The 23,251-nt window shown below is 59.8% G+C and carries 23 protein-coding genes; 4 read left to right on the forward strand and 19 right to left on the reverse strand.

The annotated features are described in order from the left end of the window. Positions 1–30: 30 nt before the first annotated feature. The 4 genes from AC1DQM_RS06650 to AC1DQM_RS06665 all read right to left on the reverse strand — a co-directional run bounded on the left by AC1DQM_RS06650 (position 31) and on the right by AC1DQM_RS06665 (position 2,441). Complete coding sequence (locus tag AC1DQM_RS06650) at positions 31–468, reverse strand: DUF3995 domain-containing protein (protein ID WP_138867232.1); 438 nt, start codon at positions 466–468, stop codon at positions 31–33. A 163-nt stretch (positions 469–631) separates the two neighbouring features. Then, entirely contained in the window at positions 632–1,648 is a 1,017-nt protein-coding gene (locus tag AC1DQM_RS06655) for an ABC transporter substrate-binding protein (RefSeq protein ID WP_064617035.1), read from the reverse strand. A gap of 119 nt (positions 1,649–1,767) precedes the next feature. After that, positions 1,768–1,971, reverse strand: a complete 204-nt coding sequence (locus tag AC1DQM_RS06660; RefSeq protein ID WP_007935975.1) for a hypothetical protein — start codon at positions 1,969–1,971, stop codon at positions 1,768–1,770. Further along, on the reverse strand, positions 1,971–2,441 hold the full coding sequence (locus AC1DQM_RS06665) for a hypothetical protein (protein WP_026286571.1): 471 nt from the start codon (positions 2,439–2,441) through the stop codon (positions 1,971–1,973). Before AC1DQM_RS06665 ends, AC1DQM_RS06660 begins: the two co-directional genes overlap by 1 nt. Before the next feature lie 410 nt (positions 2,442–2,851). Here AC1DQM_RS06665 and AC1DQM_RS06670 point away from each other — a divergent pair, with 410 nt between their 5' ends. The 3 genes from AC1DQM_RS06670 (at position 2,852) to AC1DQM_RS06680 (ending at position 3,869) form a co-directional block, all read left to right on the forward strand. After that, on the forward strand, positions 2,852–3,100 hold the full coding sequence (locus AC1DQM_RS06670; protein ID WP_081626538.1) for a hypothetical protein: 249 nt from the start codon (positions 2,852–2,854) through the stop codon (positions 3,098–3,100). A 159-nt stretch (positions 3,101–3,259) separates the two neighbouring features. After that, on the forward strand, positions 3,260–3,490 hold the full coding sequence (locus AC1DQM_RS06675) for a hypothetical protein (RefSeq protein ID WP_138867231.1): 231 nt from the start codon (positions 3,260–3,262) through the stop codon (positions 3,488–3,490). 139 nt (positions 3,491–3,629) lie between these two features. Further along, positions 3,630–3,869, forward strand: a complete 240-nt coding sequence (locus AC1DQM_RS06680) for a DUF2789 domain-containing protein (protein ID WP_018928021.1) — start codon at positions 3,630–3,632, stop codon at positions 3,867–3,869. A 7-nt stretch (positions 3,870–3,876) separates the two neighbouring features. On the opposite strand, the gene AC1DQM_RS06685 is transcribed toward AC1DQM_RS06680, so the two are convergent. From AC1DQM_RS06685 to AC1DQM_RS06755, 15 genes are all read right to left on the reverse strand, one after another. After that, positions 3,877–4,080 (reverse strand): hypothetical protein, encoded by a 204-nt coding sequence (locus AC1DQM_RS06685; protein WP_018928022.1) that lies wholly within the window; start codon positions 4,078–4,080, stop codon positions 3,877–3,879. Between the two features lie 121 nt (positions 4,081–4,201). Next, positions 4,202–5,806 carry a methyl-accepting chemotaxis protein gene (locus tag AC1DQM_RS06690; RefSeq protein ID WP_064617033.1) on the reverse strand — a complete coding sequence of 535 codons (1,605 nt, stop codon included), beginning with the start codon at positions 5,804–5,806 and terminating at the stop codon, positions 4,202–4,204. A gap of 251 nt (positions 5,807–6,057) precedes the next feature. Continuing rightward, complete coding sequence (locus tag AC1DQM_RS06695; RefSeq protein ID WP_007935965.1) at positions 6,058–6,462, reverse strand: TraR/DksA family transcriptional regulator; 405 nt, start codon at positions 6,460–6,462, stop codon at positions 6,058–6,060. Positions 6,463–6,789: 327 nt separating this feature from the next. Further along, positions 6,790–7,812 (reverse strand): ABC transporter permease, encoded by a 1,023-nt coding sequence (locus AC1DQM_RS06700; RefSeq protein WP_018928024.1) that lies wholly within the window; start codon positions 7,810–7,812, stop codon positions 6,790–6,792. A gap of 57 nt (positions 7,813–7,869) precedes the next feature. Continuing rightward, on the reverse strand, positions 7,870–9,435 hold the full coding sequence (locus tag AC1DQM_RS06705) for a sugar ABC transporter ATP-binding protein (protein ID WP_018928025.1): 1,566 nt from the start codon (positions 9,433–9,435) through the stop codon (positions 7,870–7,872). A gap of 69 nt (positions 9,436–9,504) precedes the next feature. After that, the gene (locus tag AC1DQM_RS06710) at positions 9,505–10,431 is read right to left on the reverse strand and encodes a sugar ABC transporter substrate-binding protein (protein WP_064617031.1); all 927 of its coding nucleotides are present in this window, start codon (positions 10,429–10,431) and stop codon (positions 9,505–9,507) included. A 366-nt stretch (positions 10,432–10,797) separates the two neighbouring features. Continuing rightward, complete coding sequence (locus AC1DQM_RS06715) at positions 10,798–11,850, reverse strand: Gfo/Idh/MocA family protein (protein ID WP_138867230.1); 1,053 nt, start codon at positions 11,848–11,850, stop codon at positions 10,798–10,800. Positions 11,851–11,908: 58 nt separating this feature from the next. Next, positions 11,909–12,769, reverse strand: coding sequence for a sugar phosphate isomerase/epimerase family protein (locus AC1DQM_RS06720; protein WP_007939382.1), 861 nt, complete (start codon positions 12,767–12,769; stop codon positions 11,909–11,911). A 143-nt stretch (positions 12,770–12,912) separates the two neighbouring features. Beyond that, the gene (gene iolG / locus AC1DQM_RS06725) at positions 12,913–13,938 is read right to left on the reverse strand and encodes a bifunctional inositol 2-dehydrogenase/D-chiro-inositol 1-dehydrogenase (RefSeq protein WP_018928028.1); all 1,026 of its coding nucleotides are present in this window, start codon (positions 13,936–13,938) and stop codon (positions 12,913–12,915) included. A 31-nt stretch (positions 13,939–13,969) separates the two neighbouring features. Then, complete coding sequence (iolD, locus tag AC1DQM_RS06730) at positions 13,970–15,901, reverse strand: 3D-(3,5/4)-trihydroxycyclohexane-1,2-dione acylhydrolase (decyclizing) (RefSeq protein ID WP_138867229.1); 1,932 nt, start codon at positions 15,899–15,901, stop codon at positions 13,970–13,972. A gap of 31 nt (positions 15,902–15,932) precedes the next feature. Then, positions 15,933–16,754, reverse strand: a complete 822-nt coding sequence (locus AC1DQM_RS06735; RefSeq protein WP_086945492.1) for a TIM barrel protein — start codon at positions 16,752–16,754, stop codon at positions 15,933–15,935. Between the two features lie 26 nt (positions 16,755–16,780). Then, positions 16,781–18,283, reverse strand: a complete 1,503-nt coding sequence (locus tag AC1DQM_RS06740; protein ID WP_064617027.1) for a CoA-acylating methylmalonate-semialdehyde dehydrogenase — start codon at positions 18,281–18,283, stop codon at positions 16,781–16,783. 30 nt (positions 18,284–18,313) lie between these two features. After that, positions 18,314–19,123 (reverse strand): 5-deoxy-glucuronate isomerase, encoded by an 810-nt coding sequence (gene iolB / locus AC1DQM_RS06745; RefSeq protein ID WP_138867228.1) that lies wholly within the window; start codon positions 19,121–19,123, stop codon positions 18,314–18,316. Then, the gene (gene iolE / locus AC1DQM_RS06750; protein WP_019649283.1) at positions 19,120–20,013 is read right to left on the reverse strand and encodes a myo-inosose-2 dehydratase; all 894 of its coding nucleotides are present in this window, start codon (positions 20,011–20,013) and stop codon (positions 19,120–19,122) included. Before iolE ends, iolB begins: the two co-directional genes overlap by 4 nt. Before the next feature lie 63 nt (positions 20,014–20,076). Then, positions 20,077–22,014, reverse strand: a complete 1,938-nt coding sequence (locus AC1DQM_RS06755; protein WP_138867227.1) for a bifunctional 5-dehydro-2-deoxygluconokinase/5-dehydro-2-deoxyphosphogluconate aldolase — start codon at positions 22,012–22,014, stop codon at positions 20,077–20,079. Positions 22,015–22,325: 311 nt separating this feature from the next. Between AC1DQM_RS06755 and AC1DQM_RS06760 the strand changes: the two genes are divergently transcribed. Then, positions 22,326–23,246: a MurR/RpiR family transcriptional regulator gene (locus tag AC1DQM_RS06760; RefSeq protein ID WP_138867226.1), complete on the forward strand. Its 921-nt coding sequence runs from the start codon at positions 22,326–22,328 to the stop codon at positions 23,244–23,246. Positions 23,247–23,251: the final 5 nt, after the last annotated feature.

The following is a 23,251-nucleotide window of genomic DNA, read 5'->3' on the forward strand; positions in this document are numbered from 1 at the left end:
TTGCTCGCGAAAGCGATTGACCGCCCCCCCTCAGATCCAGGCCACTGCCAGCAACCCGGCCCCCAACACCAAGCACAACGGCGAATACGCCCAAGTGTCGAGCCGGGCAAACTTCGAATCCTTGACCTGCTTGAAGAACCCCACCAGATTCGAATCGCCGATCGCCCGAGCGAACATCAGCAGCGCAATCGCGCTAATCACCCATTGCAACGACCAGTGATGCACCGTGGGCAGATACAGTCCGACCCGCAAGCACACCAGCATCGCAATCAGCAGCAAACCCACCGCCACCAGCAGCGTGCCAAAGCCCGATGGCTTGAACGCCGGCCTTGATGCCTCACCGCCCTCCCCGGGTACGCTCGGTACCACCGCCTCGCTACCCCACTTGCCACCCGCCGCCCAATACAGGTGGATCAGGCTGATGACCAGAAAGATTGCAGCAATCCATTGCGCGACCAAAAGGCTCATATTCAGACGTCCCGTGTGAAATGTTGCAGCAGAATGAACTTCCTTGCGCGATTTTAAAAGCGCCCGGCACAAGCTGGCGAAGCCTGCAATCTTTTGACTTTGCTTCCAACGGCAAAATCAAAAGATCGCAGGCTTCTACGGGTTTTATGTACACCCGAGCAGTTTATTTCAGCTGGGCAGCGACTTTATCCGCCACATCCTTGGGCACCCAGGCCTGCCACACCTGCGGGTTCGCCTTCATGAACGCCTCGGCCGCTTGACGTGGCGGAGTGTGTTTTTCACTCATCTCCGCCAGGGCCTTGTTCAACGCTTCGATCGGTAAATCGACCTTGCTGAAGAACTCGGTGAGCTGTGGGTACTGTTTCTGGAACGGCGCGGACACACCGATGGACAGCTTCGAGGGCAGTGAGCGAGTCGGCTTCGGATTAGGGTTGTCGGCCTCGGTCAGGGTTTTCCAGGCTTCGGCGTCGAATGGCGGCTCTTGCAGTTGAATCAGCTTGAAACGGCCGAGCAATGGCGTCGGTGACCAGTAATAGAACAGGACTGGTTTGCCGCGACGAATCGACGAACTGATCTCTGCGTCCAGCGCCGCCCCCGAACCACTGCGAAAGTTCACGTAGCTGTCGTTCAGCCCATAGGCCTTGAGCTTCTGCTTGTTGACCACCTCCGACGTCCAGCCGATCGGGCTGTTCAGGAAGCGTCCCTTGCTCGGGGTTTCCGGGTCTTTGAACACATCCTTGTAGCGCGGCAGATCACTGACACTGCGCAGCCCCGGCGCCAGCGGCTTGATGCCCTTGGCCGGGTCGCCCTTGATCACGTATTCCGGCACCCACCAGCCCTCGGTGGCGCCCTTGACCGTATCGCCCAGGCTCGCGACTTTGCCCTCGGCCTCAGCCTTGACCCAGACCGGACTGCGGCCCGCCCACTCTTCGCCAATGACCTGAATGTCATTGTTGGCCAAGGCGGTTTCCAGGGTAATGGTCGTTCCGGGCAAGGTATCGGTCGGCAAGCCGTAGCCCTGCTCGACGATGATCCGCAGAATCTCGGTGATCAGGCTGCCACTTTCCCAATTCAGGTCGGCAAAGTGAATCGGTGCCTGGGCAGCGAATACCGGAACGGGTGAAACCAACAAGCCGAACGTGGCCAGGGTAGCGGCCAGTAACCGTCGTAATCCCTTCATGCTCTTGCACCTCGTGCTGTTCACAGCAATAGCAGGATGGCCTGACAAAGAAGACCACAAGCCTCTGAATACTCAGTCAACTGACTGTAGTAGAGGTTTCTGCTTTCGAGGGGCGAGGATTATTTTTCGGAAGGTTCCTGCAAGCGCGCAAGCTCTCTTCTGACCATGCTGGCGTACGCCGCCGGGCGCAACATATAAATCTGTGACGCTACCCAACTCAGCCAGGCTCCCTGCAGAACGGCCTTTTCAGCCAACAGGCGCTGGGCCTCGGCGTGTGCACTGGCCTGGTTCTGTTCATGGAAATCGGCGCGGGTCTGGGTCATTACTCGCTGGCCTTGAAGGTCACCAGTTCGCCTTTGCGCCACTTGGCGGCCTTGGCAGTCACGGCTTTCAGTGTCTTGGTCAGGCCTTCCTGCAATTGTTGGTGGGCCGCAAACACCATCACCACGCTATGACCTTCCTTGAACACAATGCCGTGGCCGTCTGCGGTGGTCACGAACGCGTAATCCCCCAGTCCGTACACCGTCAATTTGATTTCGCGGAACTTGATATCCAGTTTTCCGCCTTCGCGGCTGGGCAATACGGAAGCGCTGAAATGATCGCCGACCTTGAGTTTCAGCCCGGGCTTGTCGTCTACCACCAGCGCGGCTTCGGTGTCGATCTCGGCAATGTAAATGCCTTCAGCGTTCTGTTCGGTGATGTAGACGAAACGTGACTGAAACTGTTTAACCAGCTTTGCGCGCAAATCACCCAGTACGAACAAAGCATGCATATCGAGATTACTTACTGCCAAGGAAACATCCCCACATCTGAAAATGATGCCGCACGCAGGAAACGCGCACAGCAGAAAAAAGCGGCAATGCCGAGGTTTAGCCAAATGACCCGGGTCGTAATCCTGGAACGAGCAGAGGGCTCATTCATCGCGAGGTTTGGGAAGATTACTGGAACATCCCCCGCATCGTCTTGCCTGGCGGTCGTCAGAGGTTGAAGGAAAACGCCCTTCTGACGGCCAGAAAAACCGGATCACCAACTTTAGGGAAAAATCTCTTTAAAAAAAGCACTTTTCTGACATATCGCCAGTAAAAAATTGCTTTAGATGGGCAGCAATCGCCAACCAGTGAGAGCGATTCTAGAGCAGCCATGCTCACCGAGACTACCCAAAACAACGTACGCACGTCGGTAAAACCACGAAAAGGACTTCATATGTGCACACTGACTCACTTCGCCCAGCCTCACACACACCACACAAACGGCTCGTCACTTCTGCAATCGATAGTACTCCGCCAGCAGGATTTCCTCCCTGAAGCGCATCTGCTCCCGCGTTTTCAGGTGGTATTGGCCGGCAACGCCTTTTTCCACATCAGGGAAATATCCACCGGACGTGTCAGAGGTTTCCGCGCCGACCATAACGAAGCCTGCGCCCTTGCCCGCTCGCTCGAGTCTCGCAACTGACTCATCTTGCGGCATTCACATTTATAGACGTTTCGTCACGCCGGCGACTTAACTCAGCCGCCGGCAGGCAACTACTGCCATACTGCCCGCCCCATGAAACCCGTCTCCAGGGTGGACGGCGCTCAATACAACATAATATTTCAAAGGGAAGACTGCTACGTGACGGAATTTGATATCGGTGAATTTTTTATCCGGGGCGAAGCCAGAGAGGTCGACGGTGAATTCCAGGCAGTCATTATCATGCGCGCCAAACCACCGTTGACCACGGTGTCGTATCACCAGGTCGAAAAGGATCGCTGGTTCAAGACCGCGGAAGTCGCGACGATTGCCGCCCAAGAGTCCGCCAAAGCCCTGAAGCTTGCCGTCGATGACGGTGCGTTGAAGGGCTGACCATCGGGTTTGCAGTCTATGCTCATCCCTGCTTTGAACATCGTTATCGAACTCCCTGGTGCGCGGCCCCCTCAGATGCAATGAAGCCGCACCTCAGACCTCACGCCCGAGGCGATTGATTATCTGCAAGGAGATGAAGATGGATTCACCCACACATGACTTGAAAGGCTTGTTCGACCAGCTCGGCCTGGACTCCAGCGAAAAGGCCATCGACGATTTCATTGCCCTGCATTCACCGTTGCCCGATGACAAGAAACTCATCGATGCCGAGTTCTGGACTCCGCAACAAGCCGGCTTCCTCAAGGAACAACTGCGTGAAGACGCCGATTGGGCGCACGTGGTCGACGACCTGAACCTGCGCATGCACCAGATTCACTAGCTGAGGCTCAATGCAGGCTGTCGGGCATTTCGGCGTTCAATTGTGCCAACCAGGCAGCCCTGCACTCCTCGGCTTCATTACGACTGGAGAACACCGTCCCCCGGCGCTCACCGTTGAGCAGCACCACCCAACAGACGCTCTGCCCCATCGCTCGCAAACTGGCGGGCACGCCGCTGCCGATCATGACCGCGACATCGACTTTGCTTTGCATGCTGACCTCTCGAATTTCATTAGCGACCTAACTATGCAGGCATGTTAATGAGTTCATCCTCGAGGAAACAGCAACGGCGTTGCATAGCTTCGTTGCATATGCGGTAACAATTGCCAGGCTATCAGCGAGGCTTTTCCGGTTTGTAGCCCAACCGCAATCCACCCCAGTGGCGCCCCTTGAGCATGATCGGCACCGAGAGGTCGTGCATCAGTTCACCGGTGTCGCGGGTGTAGGTCTGCAACAGTACGGCCTGCTGGTGGCTGCCACAGCGAATCCCGGTGCGGTCGGCGAACTTGCGCTTGGTGCGGTTTTGCAGGGTATCGACCTGCACGTCGCCGGTCAGTGGCTGGCTGAACACCGTGTTGTGGGTCGGGACATACCCCTGCTGCGTGCAGGCAATGGCGAATACCAGGCCTTCGTGACGCGGCAGCAACGGTTCCTGAATCGCCGGCAAGACCTGATCGGTGTAACGGTCGAAGCGGGTCTGGTATTTGGTCGGGCTGGTGTTGGGGATCGTCTGATAATTGCGATCAAACAGGTCGTCGAGGCTGATCCGCCCCTGGTCGATATCCGCCTCGAAACGCGCGGCAATCTGACTCGCCCCTTCGCGGGCCAGGTCGTAAATCCGCTGGTGATAGTCATCCAGCCCGACTTCGGCAAGGCGTTCGCTGATGGTTTCGGCCTGCCCTTCCATTTGCACCGCCGCCTGGGCCAGGCGCTGGGTTTGCTGGTCACTGATCGCCAGGTCGCTGCGCATTTGTTCGATGGCGTGGAACAGGCTGTCGAGTTGTTCGCGATTAGTGTCCGCGCCCAGAGCGATTTCCCCGACCTGCCTTTCAACACCGGCGGCCAGGCGCGCGATGTTTTCCAGGTGCTGCCCCGTGTGCTCGACCTGCGCAACGCCAGTATTGAGGTCGCTGGCCAGTTGACGAATCTGCTCTACAACTTGCGCCGTGCGTTGTTGAATGTCAGCGACCATCTCCCCGACTTCGCCGGTCGCCGTCGCCGTGCGCGCGGCCAGGCCACGAACCTCATCGGCCACCACCGCAAACCCGCGACCGTGTTCCCCGGCCCGCGCCGCTTCGATGGCTGCGTTCAACGCCAACAGATTGGTCTGGCTGGCGATGGACTGGATCACCAGCGTGACCCGCTGGATATCGTCACTGCGCAGGCTCAGGGCTTCGATCAACTCGCGGCTGTTGCTGGCACGCTGACTGAGTTGATGCATGCGCGCGATGGACTCGATCAGTTCCGTACGCCCTGCCGCACTGCTCTGATGGGCTTCGCTCGCCGCGCTCAAGGCTTCCCGGCTGAGTGTCGAGGTAGCCTGTTCGGTGGCGATCATCACTTCAGCGCTGCTGACAATCTGTGCTGCGGCGCCGAGTTGCGATTGCAGCTTGTCGGCCAGTTGCTTGACCGAAAAGGCCACGCCGGCGGCCGACAAGGCGTTATGACTGGTGGTGTAGGAAAGATCGCGAGTCAAACCGGCGATGGCGCTGGCGTTGTCAGCCGGGGTTGCCTGCGGCAGCGTGCGCGAGCGCAGGCGCGGCAGCCAGATAATCAGCACAGCCAATGGCAGGCCAAGGTAAAGCGACCAGCCAGCCAATGCCATGCCACACAGCAAGAGCATCAGGGCGATGCTTTGCAGAGTCGGCGTGAGCCACTGGTTTTTCGGCAAAAGTACGGCTGCGGGCACTGCCCCAGCCAGAGACCCGTCTCGCATCATCGTTTGTCACCCCAGGCATCTTCTAATTGTTGTATCCGCATTAAACGCCACCACAAGGCCATTATCTATGGTCCGTTAGTAGTGGGGGGTTGCAGCAGATCAATAGAAGTGCACGGGTGTTTTCGCAGACGTCGAAAAGCAAAGATCGCAGCCTTCGGCAGCTCCTGCACGGGTTCACATAAACCTGTAGGAGCTGCCAAAGGCTGCGATCTTTTCAAGGCAGCCAGTTATTAGCTGGCTGCCTCACAGAATCAGGCCTGACGCTGGTGCTTGTCGATCTGCTCGTGACGTTCTTGAGCTTCGATGCAGTACTTGGTGGTCGGGCTGATCAGCAGGCGCTTGAGGCCAATTGGCTCGCCGCTGTCATCGCACCAGCCGAAGCTGTCTTCCTTGATGCGTTCCAGGGCCTGTTCCAACTGAGGCAGCATGCGCTGGTCGCGATCGATCGCGTTCACCAGCCAGGTGCGCTCTTCTTCGACAGAAGCTGCGTCAGCCGGATCGGCCGGGGTGTCCAGGCTCTCGATGGCGATGCGATTCTGTTCGATGCGCTCATGGGTTTCGACTTTCATGTTCTGCAACAGCTCAGAGAAAAAAGCATGTTGCTCGGCATTCATGTAGTCATCCGCCGGCATGGCCAGCAACTTGTCCTTTGTCATTGATATCTCTATAAAAAAACGTGCATTAAGGCGAATTAGGGAGCGTTCCGTTGAGCCTTGTGCGGTCATTGGAACGGCGCCGTTTATTCCAAGCGCCACCCGGCACTCAATTTACGAGGGGCGGCAGTCTAAGGCCGACTTGAGGCCTCAGCAACTGAAAAGACAGCAAATCTGTCCGACAAAGCCCTGAAAGTGCTCTATGGCGAGCTTTGAGGCGCTTATCGGAGTGCGTTTATAGCAAGAAATTCAGTCCAGCGGCTGTATATAGAAGACAAACGGCTGCGCCACGCGGGTCAGGCGTGGCGCAGTTTCGTCTTTCGTGTGGGTTTAGCGCTTGAGTTTGCGCTTGTTGCGGTACTGGTCGATGACCACCGCCACCACAATAATCAGCCCCTTGATAATGTCTTGAATATAAGCGTCAACACCGACAAAGGTAAAGCCGCTGGCCATGACCCCGAGAATCAATGCCCCGATTACGGTGCCAGTGATGCGCCCAACGCCACCGGCCAGGCTGGTGCCGCCGATGACCGCCGCGGCAATCGCGTCCAGTTCATAAGACATGCCCATCCCGGCCTGCCCCGTCGCGGCCCGTGCCGACGCCACCACCCCGGCCAGGCCGGCAAGCAACCCGGCGATGCTGTAGACAATCACCAGATGCCGCTTGACGTTGATCCCGGAGGTGCGCGCCGCCTGCATATTGCCGCCGATGGCGTAGGTGTATTTACCGTACTTGGTGTAGCGCAGGGCAATGTGAAAGATCACCGCCACCACCAGAAAGATGATCACCGGCATCGCGCCATGCCCAATGGCCGTGTAGGAATCCGAGAGCATGCTCACCGGCTGACCTTCGGTGTAGTAGCGCGCCAGACCGCGCGCCGAGACCATCATGCCGAGGGTGGCAATGAACGGTGGAATCCCGGTGATTGCAATGATGCTGCCGTTGATCGCCCCCGCCAGCAATCCCACCCCCAGCCCGGTGATCACTGGAATCCACACCGGCAAGTCAGTCAGGGACGGAAACACCGCCCGGGCAAAGTCCGAGGTCTGGGCCAGGCTGGCGGCAATCATCGCCGACAGCGCCAGCACCGAACCCGAGGAAAGGTCGATACCGGTGGTGATGATGACCTGGGTTACCCCGATTGCCAGCAGGCCGATGATCGACACTTGCAGGATCATCAGCACCAGGCGCTGAGAGTTCATCAGGAAGCTCTGGTCCCGCACGATCCAGCCGAACAGCTCGAAGACCAGGCCGATGCCGATCAGTACCAGGAAGATACTCAGCTCGGTCGGGAAGCGTCGACGACTCTTGACCGGTGCCATTGCAGGCTTGTTTTCCAGTATCGCGTTCATAACCACTCACCCTTCTATTGCGTCATCGACGGCGGCCATGGCCACCGCCGGCATCCATTAGTGAACCGCGGACATGCCCGAGGCCAGTTGCATCACTCGTTCCTGGGTCGCTTCGCTGCGGTCGAGGGTGCCCATCAGGTCGCCCTCGTGCATGACCATGACCCGGTCGCTCATGCCCAACACTTCCGGCAGTTCCGAGGAAATCATGATCACCGCCATGCCTTCGCTGGCCAGGTACGAGATCAGCCGGTAGATCTCGGCCTTGGCGCCGACATCGATGCCCCGGGTCGGCTCGTCGAGAATCAGGATTCGCGGGTTGGTCATCAGCCAGCGCGCCAGCAACGCCTTCTGCTGATTACCGCCGGACAAGGTATCGATGCACTGCTCCAGCGACGGCGTTTTCACCCGCAGCTTCTTGCACATGTCTTCACACAACGCGCGCAGGGCTTTCTGCTGGATGAAGCCGTTGCCGACGTAATGGGGCAATACCGCCATTTCCATGTTTTCCAGCACCGACAGGCACGGGAACAGGCCGCTGAGCTTGCGATCTTCGGTCAACAACGCGAAGCCCTTCTCGATGGCCATGTGCGGATCAGTGATGCGCACCACCTCGCCGTCGAGCCGGATCTCGCCACCGTCACTCGGAGTGATGCCGAAAATCGCCTCGGCGACATTGGTCCGCCCCGAGCCCATCAACCCGGCAATGCCCAGGATCTCCCCGGCATGCAGGTCGAAGGAGACATCCTTGAAAATGCCGTCCAGCTTGAGATCGCGTACCGACAGCAACAGATCGCCGATCGGCTTCTCGCGCACCGGGAACAACTGGCTCAGTTCGCGACCGACCATCATCGAAATCAGGCTGTCGCCGTCCATGCTGTCGGCCCGTTGCAGGCCGATGTAGGCGCCGTCGCGGAACACCGCCACTTCATCGGCGATGCTGAACACTTCGTTCATTTTGTGAGTGATGTAGATGATGCCTTTGCCCTGGCTCTTGAGGTCGGCAATGATCGAGAACAGGTGGGCTACTTCCTTATCGGTGATAGCCGAAGTCGGTTCGTCCATGATCAGGATGTCGGAGTCGTAGGACACCGCCTTGGCGATCTCGACCATCTGCCGTTCGGCGATGCTCAGGTTGCCCACCTGCTCTTCCGGGTCGAGATTGATCCGCAGCCGCTCCAGCAGTTTGGCGGTGCAGCGGTGCATTTCGCGGTGATCGATCATGTGCAGGCCGTTGAGCTGCTCGCGGCCGATCCAGATGTTCTCGGCGATGCTCATGTGTGGCATCAGGTTGAGTTCCTGGTGGATCATCGCAATCCCGGCCTGGAGCGCGGCCAGTGGCGTTTCGAAGACCACCGGCTTGCCCCGCAGGCGCAACTCGCCAGCGTCCGGCTGGTAGATGCCGGCAATGATTTTCATCAGGGTGGATTTGCCGGCACCGTTTTCGCCCATCAGCGCCAGCACGGAACCGGGACGCACCCGCAGCTGTACGTCGGACAAGGCCACCACACCGGGAAAACCCTTGCTGACGTTGATGATCTCCAGCAGGTACGGCTCATCGACAGGTGTTGCGGTTGGCTGGATACCCACCAACGGGGTGCTCGAAGCAGTCGCTGAAGCGAACATGATCAGGTACTCCATCAGCAAGGTCGCGTCGCAACCTTGCGTGCTTATTGTTGTTATCGAACGGACGGACTATTTGAACTGGTCAACGTTTTGCAAAGTGATCAAGCGATACGGCACCCACACGGCCTGCTCCACCGGTTCGTTCCTGGCCATTTTCACCGCCGTGTCGACCGAACCATCAGCCTGCCCCTTGGCGTCCTGGAACACCGAAACCAGCAGAGAGCCCTTCTTCACCGCGTTCAAACCGTCGGGCGTACCATCAACACCGGCGATCAGCACACTGCCTTTGGCGACACCCGCCTGTTGCAGGGCCATTGCCGCGCCAATCGCCATCTCGTCGTTGTTGGAGACGACCGCGTCGAACTTGCGGCCCTGGGTCAGCCAGTCGTTGACCAGGGTCATGCCCTTGTCCCGCGACCAGATGCCGCTCTGCTCTTGCTCGATCTTGATGTTCGGGTACTTGGCCAGCACCTCTTTTACGCCCTTGGTACGGTTGGTGGTGGAGTTGTTGGCCAAATCACCGAGCAGAATCACGATGTCGCCCTTGCCGCCCATTTTTTCCGCCAGGTACTGCATCTGCATCTGACCGGCCTCCAGATCGTTGGAGGCGACAGTGACCACGCCTTTGGGCAGGTTCAGGTCGTCGGGACGACGATTGACGTACACCAGCGGAATGCCGGCCTTGACCGCCGCTTCGGTAATTTTCTTGGTGGCGGCGGTATCCACCGGGTTGACCACAATGGCGTCGACCTTCTGGCTGATGAAGCTTTCTACCTGGCTCAACTGCCTGACCACGTCGCTGCGCGCATCTTCGAACTGCAGCTTGACGCCATCGGGATAGGACTTGGCTTTGGTGTCCATGGATTCGCGCAGGTAGGTCAGCCAGGTGTCATCGAACTGGGCCATGCTGACGCCGATCTTCATGTCCGCGAGTGCGGCACCGCTGGCGAGCATCAGGGACAAGGCGAGCGAGGCGAAACGGATCTTGGTCTTCATGAAAGGTCTTTCTCCACATTCTTGTTGGTTTTATGGATAAGGCGTGACGATTTCAGTAAGCGGGCAAGCGGACTATCGGCGCTCCCGGAATGCAGCAGACCAGGGCGCCCTTGCGTTCGACGCAAAGCAAGCGAGAGACGGAATGAAACGAGACGCGAGGCAGGTCGCGAGAGAGGTGCAGCGCGGAACGTAAAGCATGCAGAGCAGAGTTGAAGGTTTTCATCGACGGTACCTGGCTTTGTTTCTTGTTTTTGGTGCGTCCTTCACTCGTTCAAAGCCTGCTTGAGCGTGATCGGACGTTGATAGTCGGCAACCTGGAAACGACTTTATTGGAAAATAATTTCTATATCAACTCATTTTAGAATTTTATTCTGATTTTGTTCCATGGCTTTCAAATGCGCTCAACGCCACCACTTGATGGCGCTCGAAACTGAGCCGCGCAGCGTCTAGCACGCGGGTGGTCGCCAGTGCATCACGGGCCTCGACCGGCAGTGGGCCACCGCTCTGTAACGCGGTTTGTAGCTGCAAATAGAACTGGTTCCAGCAGCCTCGCTCGGACGGCACCCGCTCGCGCACCTCGCCCTGCTCGAACCAGCCCCAGCGACGATGCTCTTCGACGCCCCAGCGCTCGCCCTCGGATTTGGGCGTGAGCCCGGCCAGGGCCGACGCCTCTTGCCCGTCCAGACCGTCGACGCTGTAGCAGCCCTGGGTGCCGGTCACGCGAAAACGCGGGCCCGGGGTGTTTTGCAGGCAACTGCCACTCAGGTGCGAGATCACGCCACTGGCATGGGTCAGGGACATAAAGAAGCCGTTGTCGAAGGTCTGGCCTTTTTCGAGGTAATCCAGTTCGGCGTAAACCCGGGTGACGGGGCCGAACAACAGCAACGCCTGATCCACCAGATGGCTGCCCAGATCACGCAGGAAACCACCGCCGCTGCCGTTGTTCACCGACTGTGGCGAGTAGCGTTCGATCCGCGACTCGAAACGGGTGACCTGGCCCAGGGCACCAGACCCGATGAGTTTGCGTACGGTGAGGAAATCCGAATCCCAGCGCCGGTTCTGGTAGACGCTCAAATGCACGCCCTGACGCTCGGCCATGGTGATCAGGGTTTGCGCCTGTTGCGTATCGGCGGCGAACGGCTTGTCGCTGACCACCGCCACCCCGTGTTCGATGGCGTCGAGCACCAACGCCGGACGACCTTTGAGCGGCGTGGATACCACCAGCACATCAATCCCGGCTTCGACCAGTTGGCCAATGCTGTCGAAGGCCGGCACACCGGGATGTTCCGTGGCCAGCAGTTGTCGGCGCTCGGCGGAACGGGTGACCACGCCCACAAACGTCGCCGCCGGCAAACTGCTGATCAGCGGCGCATGGAAAAACCGGCCGCCATGGCCGTAACCGACAAGTCCGATACGCATGAAAGTATTCTCCTTATAGAACGCGGCCCCTGTGGGAGCGGGCTTGTGTATGCCGCGGTTATTGGCAGAGTTCGCGGGTCACGCGTTCGAGCATCATTCGGTTGGACTCGTCCGGCCGGTCTTCCCAGGCGAATACCGAGACGGTGGCGATGCCATCGAACTTGATCTCGCGCAAGGTGCCGAAAAACGCTTCCCAGTCGACCTCGCCCTGGCCGATGTCCAGGTGCTGGTGCACTGTGGCGGTGACGCCCGGCGGGTTGACGATATAGCGCAAGCCCGAAGAAGCCTTGTGGTTGTAGGTGTCGGCGATGATCAAGTGACTCAGCTTCGAGCCGGCGTACTTGAGCATCGAGGCGATGTCACCCACGCCATCGTCATAGAAAAACGTGTGCGGCGCGGCGTAGAGGTAGTTGATCCAGTCGCGGTCCAGACCGCGAATGATGTCCACCGACTCGTTGTTGCGCTCGCAGAAATCATAAGGATGGGCCTGGATATCGAGCTTGATGCCTTCGCGTTCGAACTCGGGGATCAGTTCGTCCATGGAACGCATGAACTGGTTCTCGCAGACCAACGGGTTGTCCGACTGGCCGGTGAACTCGGTGTTGACCAGTTCGCAGTCCATCTCCACGGCAATCTGGATCGCCCGCTTCCAGTTGCGCACGGCGGCCACGCGCAAACCTTCATCGGCGGCGGCCCAGTGGTACATGGGTAATAAAGAAGAGAGTTTGACCCCGGTGTCGCTCAGGGCTTTGCGAAATTCCTTGATCCGCGCCTTGTCGACTCGCGGGGCTTTATAGAACGGCAGGAAATCTTCTCGGGGCGACAGCTCGATGTGTTCGTAACCGAGCTCGGCGACCTTGTCGACCATCTTGCCCAGGGACAGGTTGCGGTACATGTAGGGGTCTAGTGCGATGCGCATGTTTTTTTGTTCTCCTTAACCAGAAATCGACACCATCCCCTGTAAGAGCGAGGCTTGCCCGCGAAGACGGACCTTCAGCCGACATCAATGTTGAATGTGTCGACGTCTTCGCGGGCAAGCCTCGCTCCTACAGGGGTCAGTGGTTAACCGTAGAAGCGTGGGCGATCAGGGAGTGCGACTTTGACGATCTGGCCGCTGTTCTGCGCCTCGATGCAAGCATCCGCAGCGACGGCGGCGGCGAAACCGTCCCACGCCGATGGCCCACCGACCTGCCCGGCGCGCACGCCATCGATGAACGCCTGCAACTCGACGTCGTACGCGGCGATGAACCGATCCTTCCAGTCCATCAGAATCGCATTGGACAGTTTCGCTCCGCTGCGCAGTTGAACCTGCGACGGCTCCGGCAGTTTGGCGATGCCCGTTTCCCCTACCACTTCGCACTGGATGTCGTAGCCGTACTGACAGTTGACGAACACTTCCACGTCGATGCGCGTGCCCTTGGCGGTTTCCAGCAACACGATCTGCGGGTCTTTCAAATGGGCGTGGGCCTTACTGGTCTTGCGCGGGAACACCACTTGCACCGACACATAATCGTCGTCGAGCAACCAGCGCAACACGTCCAGCTCATGGATCAGCGTGTCGGTGATCGCCATGTCGGTCTTGTAGTTTTCACCTACGGTCGGATTGCGGTGTGCGCAGTGCAGCATCAGCGGCTCGCCGATCTGGCCACTGTCGATCACCGATTTCAATGCCCGATAACCTTCATCGTACGGGCGCATGAAACCAACCTGCACCAGTCGCTTGCCGTGGGCCACTTCGGCCTCGACGATCTTGCGGCAGCCTTCGGCGGTGACCGCCAGCGGTTTCTCGCAGAACACCGGTTTGCCCGCCGCAATGGCCGCCAGCACGAACTCTTCGTGGCTCGGGCCCCAGGAGGTGACGAGGATTGCGTCGACGTCCGGTGCCTTGATCAACGCGTGGCCATCGGGATAGACCTCGGCGGTCAGCTTCAGATCGGAGACGACCTTGGCCGCTTGCTGCAAATTGATGTCGGTGACCGCGACAACCTGACTGTTGAGCAAGGTCTGGCTGCAACGACGGATATGGTCCTGGCCGATGGCCCCGGTGCCGATGACGCCGATACGCAACGAATTGGAAAGCGAAGACATATAAACACTCCTGTTGTTCGTTTCAGGGCAATCAGTATTGACGGGCCTTGGCCAATCGTTCGTTGAGGGTCTTGGCCACTGCGTCAGTGCGCGCGCTGGTGGAGACTTGCGCCACGCCGACCCGCCACCACGACAGGTATTTGTGAATCATGGTTTTGGGCAGGACCTTGATGTCGATCAGCGTCGACACCGTCTGCAACCGCGCATCCGCCAACGCGGCTCGCAGATCTTCAACCGTGTTCACCTTGTAGGTCTTGCAGCCGTAAGCCGCCGCGCTCATGGCGAAATCCACCGGCACGAAACCGCCATCGAGCTTGCCGGTTTCAGGATTGCGGAAACGGAACTCGGTGCCGAAGCTGTCCATGCCGTGTTCCATTTGCAGGTTGTTGATGCAGCCGAAGGTCATGTTGTCCAGCAACACCACGTTGATCTTGCGGCGCTCCTGGATCGAGGTTGCCAGCTCCGAGTGCAGCATCATGTAGGAGCCGTCGCCCACCAGCGCATAGACCTCGCGCTCAGGCTCGGCGAGCTTCACCCCCAGTGCCGCGTTCACCTCGTAACCCATGCACGAATAACCGTACTCGACGTGGTAGGTGTTCACACCCTTGCTGCGCCAACTGCGCTGCAAGTCGCCGGGCAGGCTGCCGGCGGCGGCGACGATCACCGCGTCATCGGCCAGGGTTTCATTGAGCACACCGAGCACCCGGCTCTGGGTCAGGCAGGAACCGGTCAGCTCGATGAATTCGCGCAGCACCGCCGGGTCCAGGTGGTCGTTGATTTCCGGCACGAAGTTTTGCGTCTGGTACTCGACCTGATAGATGCGGTCGACTTCCTCGTCCAGCTGCGCCCGGGCCTGTCGGGGTTGATCGCCCCAGCCGGAGCGATAGTCGCCCAACACAGCGGCCAAGGCGTTCAAGCCGGTTCTGGCGTCCGCCAGCAGTTGCACGCCATCGAGTTTCAGGGCGTCGCAAGGGCTGATGTTGAGGTTGAGAAATTGCACGTCCGGGTGTTTGAACAAGGATTTCGACGCGGTGGTGAAATCGCTGTAGCGGGTGCCGATGCCGATGATCAAATCTGCGTCCCTGGCCAACAGGTTCGCCGCCAGGCAACCGGTTTCGCCGATCCCGCCGACGTTCAGCGGATGGCTCGACACCACCGCGCTCTTGCCGGCCTGGGTTTCGGCGAAAGGAATATCGAAGCGCTCGGCAAAGGCCTGCAACGCTGCATTGGCACCGGAATACTTGACCCCACCGCCGCAGATGATCAGCGGTTTGCGCTTGCCGTTGAACAACGCCACGGCATCGCCAAGCATCGCTTCGGTGGCCGGACGGCGCTCGATGCGATGCACGCGTTTTTGCAGGAAGTAATCGGGATAGTCGTACGCCTCGGCCTGCACATCTTGCGGCAAGGCCAGGGTCACGGCGCCGGTTTCGGCGGGGTCGGTGAGCACGCGCATGGCGTGGATCGCCGCAGTCATCAGTTGCTCGGGACGGTTGATCCGGTCCCAGTATTTGCTCACGGCCTTGAACGCATCGTTGGTGCTGATGCTCAGGTCGTGGAACTGCTCGATCTGTTGCAACACCGGGTCTGGTTGGCGGCAGGCGTAGACGTCGCCGGGCAACAGCAGCAAGGGAATACGGTTGGCGGTGGCCGTCGCGGCAGCAGTCAGCATGTTCGCCGCGCCCGGGCCCACCGATGAAGAGCAGGCGTAGATCTTGCGCCGCAGGTGTTGCTTGGCAAAACCAATGGCCGCGTGGGCCATGCCTTGCTCGTTGCGGCCCTGATGGACGATCAGGTCGCCGCTGTCCTGTTCCAGGGCTTGCCCCAGACCCAGCACATTGCCGTGGCCAAAAATGGTAAAGATCCCGGCGACGAATTTGCTCTGGACCCCATCGACCTCGATGTACTGGTTATCGAGGAATTTCACCAGGGCCTGGGCCATGGTCAGTCTTGTTGTGGTCATGCTTGCACCTTTTCCGTATGCAAATCCGATGTCAGCTCAGGGATTTCTGCAGGTGATCCATACTCGCGCCGATCGCCGTCTGGATATCCGCCAGGTCATGGACGCTGTCGGCAAACGGTTCGAACGACAGGTAGCCGCTATAGCCGCTACTGAGCAAGGTGTCGATCTGCGCCGCATTGCCGAGGATGTCGCCCTCGCCCACCAGCACCCGATGGCCGTCACGAATGGTCGCCAGTGGCGCCTCGGCATCTTCGACGCCGGAGATGTGCACCAACCCGGTCAGTTCAGGGAAGAATTCATGCTCGCTGGCCAGGTGATGGTGGAAGGTGTCATGCACCAGACGAAACACATCCAGCCCTCCGATGGCCTTGATCGCATCGACTGCCGTGCGTTTGCGCCGCAGCGAGCATTCTTCGAAACCCAGCGGTTCGATGAAGCCGAGAATGCCGTGATCGCGCAGGATCGGTGCCAGTTCACTCAACGCCGTGCGCAGGCCGGACGCACGCTGCGCTTCGGTTCGTGGATCGGCGCGGTCGTTCAATGGGCACATCACCAAGCCCCGTGCGCCACAGTCACGGGCATAAGCGGCAAGCTTCAGGGCGTGTGCGCGGCGCTCGTCATTCCAGACATCGAACGGATACAGCGCGTTGATCGACAGCACAGTGATGCCTTTGGCCGCGCACAGCTCACGGACGTGTTCGGGTGCGGTGCCATCCTCGATCTCGACGCCTTTGAGGTCGTTGCGAATCTCGATGGCGTCGGCCTTGAGGGTCACCGCCAACTCGATGAACGCCGGCAGGGACAAACGTGGGGCGACCATACGGTTCAAGGCGAAACGCAGGGGTTTGCTCATTTTTTGTTGTTCTCCGCACACGTGAATTATTTGGCTGTCGGCATGCTGAATTCAGGGCCCTTGGCGATGCTGTCGGGCCAACGCTGCATCACGCTTTTGTAGCGGCTGTAGAAGCGAATGCCTTCTTCGCCATAAGCGTGGTGATCACCGAACAGCGAGCGCTTCCAGCCGCCGAACGAGTGCCAGGCCATGGGCACCGGAATCGGTACGTTGATGCCGACCATGCCGACCTTGATGCTGCGGGCAAACGAGCGGGCAATGCCGCCGTCGCTGGTGAAACAGGACACGCCGTTGCCGAATTCATGGGCGTTGATCAGCGCCACGGCGCTGGCGAAGTCCGGCACGCGCACAATGCCCAGCACCGGTCCAAAGATCTCTTGCTGGTAGATGCTCATCTCGGTCGTGACCTTGTCGAACAGCGTGGCGCCGACGAAGAAGCCTTTCTCGGCGCCCGGCACCTTGAAGTTGCGCCCATCGACAATCAGCTGCGCGCCCTGGGCCACGCCTTCGCCGATAAAACCCTCGACCTTGGCCTTGTGTTCGGCGGTCACTAGCGGCCCCATGTCGCTGTCGCCCTGCATACCGTTGCCGACCTTCAGTTGATCGATGCGCGGCAGCAGTTTGGCAATCAACTGGTCACCGACATCACCCACGGCCACGGCAATCGAAATCGCCATGCAACGCTCACCGGCCGAGCCGTACGCCGCGCCGATCAGCGCGTCCGCCGCCTGGTCCAGATCGGCATCGGGCATGACGATCATGTGGTTCTTCGCCCCGCCCAGCGCTTGTACACGCTTGCCGCGCGAGGTGGCTTGCTGGTGGATGTACTCGGCAATCGGCGTCGAGCCGACAAAGGAAATCGCCTCGATGTCCGGGTGTTGCAGCAAGGCATCGACCGCCGCCTTGTCGCCCTGGACCACGTTGAACACACCGTCCGGCAACCCGGCTTCGGTGAGCAAGCGAGCCATCAACAAACTGGCGGATGGATCACGTTCAGACGGTTTAAGGATGAAGCAGTTGCCGGTGACCAGCGCCAACGGGATCATCCAAAGCGGCACCATCACCGGGAAGTTGAACGGCGTAACGCCGGCGCAGACGCCCAATGGCTGGCGCAGGTTCCAGTTGTCGATGCCACCGCCGATGTTGTCGCTGAAATCGGTTTTCAGCAGGTTCGGCGCACCGCAGGCGTATTCGACGATTTCGATGCCACGGGTCACTTCGCCCTTGGCGTCGGAGAACACCTTGCCGTGTTCGCGGCTGATGATTTCGGCCAGTTCGTTGTGATGGCGGTCGAGCAATTCCTTGAACTTGAACATCACCCGCGAACGGCGCAGGGACGATTGCTCGGACCAGGCCGGGAACGCCTTCATGGCCGAAGCGACGGCCTCGTCCACGGTCTTCTGGCTGGCCAGCCCGACCCGCGCCTGAACGCTGCCGGTGGCCGGATTGAAGACATTGCTGAACCGCTCGCTACCGCTGTCCTGCACCTGACCGTCGATGTAATGACCTATGACCGGGGCGTCGCTCATTGTTCTTGTTCTCCCTTTGAATGTTGGAATTTAGAGATCCAGTAGCCAGCTGTGCTGCGGATCGTTATGGAACTGCCAGACGCGTTTCGGGCCGGCCATCACGTTCAGGTAATACGACTCATAGCCGTAGGGCACGCTGACCGGGTGATAACCCTTGGGCACCACCACCAGGTCGCTGTTTTCCACCGCCATGGCCTGATCGATACTGCGATCGTCGGTGTAGACCCGCTGGAACACGAAGCCCTGGGGCGGGTTGATCTGGTGGTAATAGGTTTCTTCGAGAAAGCTCTGGTGCGGCAGATCGTCGGTGTCGTGCTTATGCGGCGGGTAGCTCGACGAGTGACCGGACGGCGTACGCACTTCCACCACCAGCAGCGAATGGGCGGGCTCGGTGTCCGGCAAAATGTCGCAGACATAACGGGTGTTGGCGCCCTTGCCGCGCACGCTGCGTTTCATGCTGTCGGGCTTGATCAGTCGTGGGCCGAGGTTTTCGGCGGTGGAACCGGGCGCCGCGCACACGGCGATTTGCACGTCGCTCAACGCCACCACTTGGGCCTGGCTGCCGGGTGGCAAATACACGGCGAACGGTGATTTGTCTTCGAACACCGACTGACGATCGCCGATGTTGTCCCAGTCGAACGCGCCCTGCCCCGGTGCTTCACCCTTGATGCCGACCCGACCGCTGAGCAGCACCAGGCACAATTCCTTGTCGCCCGCGCTGACCGGTAGGGTTTCGCCAAGACTCAGGCGGTAAGCGGCAAAACCGACGTATTCCAGCTCTCCCTGCCCCAACTCGACCATGGTCCGGCCACGGGCATTGCTTTTGACCAGCAGGCTCATCGCGCGGTCCTCTCGTCGAGCAAGGCACGCAAGGTGTCGTAGCCTTTTTTCGCGTAGACGTAACTTGGTGCCACCGCCGGATCCTGCTCGGCTTCCACCACCAGCCAGCCGTGGTAGTCGGCGCCCAGCAGCACGTCGAGCAAGGCGCCGAAGTCGATGTCGCCATCGCCGGGCACGGTGAAGGTGCCGTTGATGATGCAGTCCGGGAAGCTCCACAGGTTGTTGCGCGCCAGTTGCACCACCGGTTTGCGCACGTCCTTGAAATGCACGTGGCAAACCCGTTCGATGTGTTTGCGTAGCACCTGCAACGGCTCGCCGCCGCCCATGTAGCAGTGGCCCGAATCGAACAGCAGTCCGACTTCGCTGCCGGTCAACGCCATCAGTTTGTCGATGTCGGCCGGGGATTCGACGTAGGCCCCCATGTGATGGTGATAGGCCAGACGCACGCCCTGGGACAGGGTGAAGCGCGCCAGTTCGGTGAGTTTGTCGGCATATTCTTGCCAGGCCTGCTCGGTGTGGAAACGTGGGCGCTCGACCAGTGGAATGCGCTGGCCTTGAATGGAGTCGGCGACTTCGCCATAGACCAGCACCTTGGCGCCGTTCTTCGCCAGCAGCTCGACATGGCTGCCGATGGCGTCGATTTCCTCGGCCACGGAACGGCGGGCCAGACGGCTGGAATACCAACCGGACACCAGCGCCAGGTCGTAAGGCCGCAGCACATCGCCGACGCCCTTGGCGTCCTTGGGGAACTTGCCGTTGAGTTCGAAGCCTTCGTAGCCGATGTCCTTGCCTTCACTGAGGGCGGTGCTCAACGGCGTCTCGCCACCGAGGGACGGCAGGTCGTCGTTGCTCCAGGAGATCGGGTTGATGCCAATTCGGATAGCGGGCATGGCTGCACCTTTTATTGTTTTCTAAATTACCGTTGAGTCTGAGGCCGCCTTCGCGGTGTGACGTCAAGCGCGGGCCGTGCGCCAGGCATCGATCAGTTCGACGAAGGTGCCCTGCACCTGGCGAATCAGTGCCTCGTCGTCGATTTCACCGGCCAGCCACGCGCGGCTCGGTTCCTGGAAGATCGTCCGACCCACGGCGAAACCACGGCAGGTCTGGCTCTGGCTGGCCTGTTGGAACCCTTCGGCCAAGGTCGCCGCCGGGGCATTCAGGCCCAGCAGCACCACGCCACGGCAATACGGGTCGCGTTCCTGGATCAGCTCGTCGAGTTGTTTCCACTCCTCGGCGCTTTGCGCTTCGATCTTCCACCACGCCGGGTAGATGCCCAGGTTGTAGAGGCGTTTGAGAGCGCGATAGAGCACGTCTGGATGCGGTGATGGGTGATCCTTGGGCGGAATGATCTCCAGCAGCAATTCATGCCCGCTGACCTGCGAGGCCTGGTACAGGCCCTTGATCTGCGCCTCCTGCTCCAGACGCAGCAGAGGCTCGTCGTCGGGATGGAATTGCACCAGGCATTTGATGATCTGTTCTTGCGGCCAGGCGATCAGGTTGCTGCCGATCGAGCGCCCGTGTTCGAACGCCAATGGCCGCGAACCCTGCACTTCCACTGGCCGCGCCACCCACCAGCCACGACCGGTGGCGGCGTTCAGCGAGTCCTGACCGAAACGTTGATCGGCCAGCAAGCCGACATCGGCGTCGACGCCCTGCTCACGCAAATCCGCCTCGACCCGTTCCACGGCTTTGATAAAGAGTTGTTTGAGTTCGCAGATGGCGCTCAGGTCGCGCCCGCCCTTGTGGGCCAGCTCCACCAGTTGCCCGCGATGATCGAAGGCAAAGATGAACAGTTGCTTCCACTGTTTGCGCGGCACGCTGACCTGATGCAGACGCTGCAATGTCACGTCCTGATCCGGCCGGGTGATCGGCACCGGGCTGTTGAACAGGTAATCGAGTTCGGCGCGGGTCGGCATCGCCGGGGCGCAGGCATGGCGCGACACCACCAGACCGCCGCAGGCATTGGCCAACTGGCAGCAGCGCTCGTCGCTGGCGTCCTCCAGCCAGCCACTGAGGAAACCCGACATGAAGGCATCGCCGGCCCCCAGCACATTCAGCACTTCGACGCGCACACCGGGATAGATCGCGCCGTCTTCGAGACGCGCCGGGATCGCCCCGTGAATCACCGTGCAACCTTGCGGGCCGAGCTTGACCACCAGGGTTGCCGCGCTCAGGCGCCGGACATTGCGCAGCGCGGTGAGCAGATCCTCGGAGCCGCCGGCGATCAGGAATTCTTCTTCAGTACCGACGATCAGGTCGAAACGCGGGAGGATTTTCTGCACGTGCTGGCTGACGTTCTGGTCGGCGACGAAACGGGTTTCGCCGTCCGCCTTGCCGGCCAGGCCCCAGAGCACCGGGCGGTAGTCGATGTCCAGGACCCGCCTGACGTTGTGCTTTTCGGCGTAGTCCAGCGCCTGAATGCTCGCCTTGTAGACACCGTCGGTGGAGAAATGGGTGCCGGTGATCAGCAGGGCTTTGCTGGAAGCGATAAAGGCTTCGCTGATGTCTTCGGCGCGCAACGCCATGTCGGCGCAGTTTTCGCGGTAGAACACCAGGGGAAAGGTTTCGCGATCCTTGAGGCCCAGCAGGACCATGGCGGTCAGGCGTTCCGGATCGACCTTGATGCCGCTGACGTCGCAGCCTTCACGGACCAGGGATTCAACGAGGAAACGGCCCATGTGGTCGTCCCCTACCCGGCTCAACATCGCCGACTTCAGCCCCAGTCGCGCGGTGCCGAAGGCAATGTTGGCGGACGAACCGCCCAGGTACTTGGCGAAGCTGCTCACATCCTCCAGCCGCGCCCCGACTTGTTGCGCATAAAGATCGACGCCAAGGCGTCCGAGGCAAATCAGATCCAATTGACGCCCACTGGCAAAACGAGTCTGGCCCATGCTGGCTCCTGTTATTTTTATCAGCCTGCGTCCGGGGCGATGAAGGCGCCGAACACTCTTGGTGGATGCAGACTAAAACGACCGGGGCCGAACAATCAATATTTATTCTATATATTTTTTACGTGGAATATTTTTTCCAATAAACTTTGATACAAGCGTTCCAGACACCGTGCATCGTTTCAGCAGGCCCCAGGCCGATTGCAAGCTCAAGATTTTATTCCGGCCTACCCTGTAGACTGCGCATAGCCAACCTATTGTCAGGGGATGACGAGAACCGTCATCCCTATAAGAACAAGCCAGAAGGATTTCTTATGTCCCGCACCGATCAGCCGGCTACGACCGAGAGCTCGCCCGACAGCGATCTCGCCAGCCCTCCGATCAATGCCGAGCGTCTGTTGCAGCTGATCACCGAGGAGTACGAAAGTCTACCGCGCCAGCTCAAACGCATCGCCAGTTACATGAGCCAGCAGAGCGACCGGATCATGGTCGACCGCATCAGCGACATCGCCCGCGAATGCGAAGTGCACCCGTCGGCCATCGTGCGCTTTTCCCAGCGCTTCGGCTTCAGCGGGTTCAGTGAAATGCAGGCGCTGTTTCGCGAGGCCTACACCCACAAGACCACGCCGGTGCAGAACTACCAGCAACGCATCCGCAGCATGATCGCCAACAAGTCACAGAAGGCCAACGGCGGCGACCTGGCGCGCGAATGCATCAACGCCACCCTGTCAGGCATCGAGCGATTGGGGCTGGAACTCGATGACCAGGCTTTCGACAAGGCCGTGGACCTGGTGGTGAATGCCGACAACATCTACGTGGTCGGGGTGCGCCGCTCGTTCGCGGTGGCCGATTACCTGGTCTACAACTTGCAACACACCAACAAGCGCATCCACCTGGTGTCGGGCCTTGGCGGCAGTTACCGCGAGCAGATGCGCAGCGTGCGCGCCAACGACCTGGTGATCGCCATCAGCTTCACGCCCTATGGCAAGGAAACCCAGCACTGCCTGCGCATCGCCCAGCACCATCAGGCGAAAACCCTGATCATCACCGACAGCAACCTCTCGCCATTGGCCAAGCGCGCCAACACCGTGCTGCTGGTCAACGAGGGCAGCTCGTTTGCCTTCCGTTCATTGAGTGCCACCTTGTGCCTGTGCCAGGCGCTGTTCATCGCCGTGGCTTATCGACTGGAATTGAAGGTCGATGAGATTCATGAGCAGGCAGGCTTTGAGGATTAGCCTTC

It is taken from the genome of Pseudomonas sp. 01L34, from assembly GCF_056400265.1.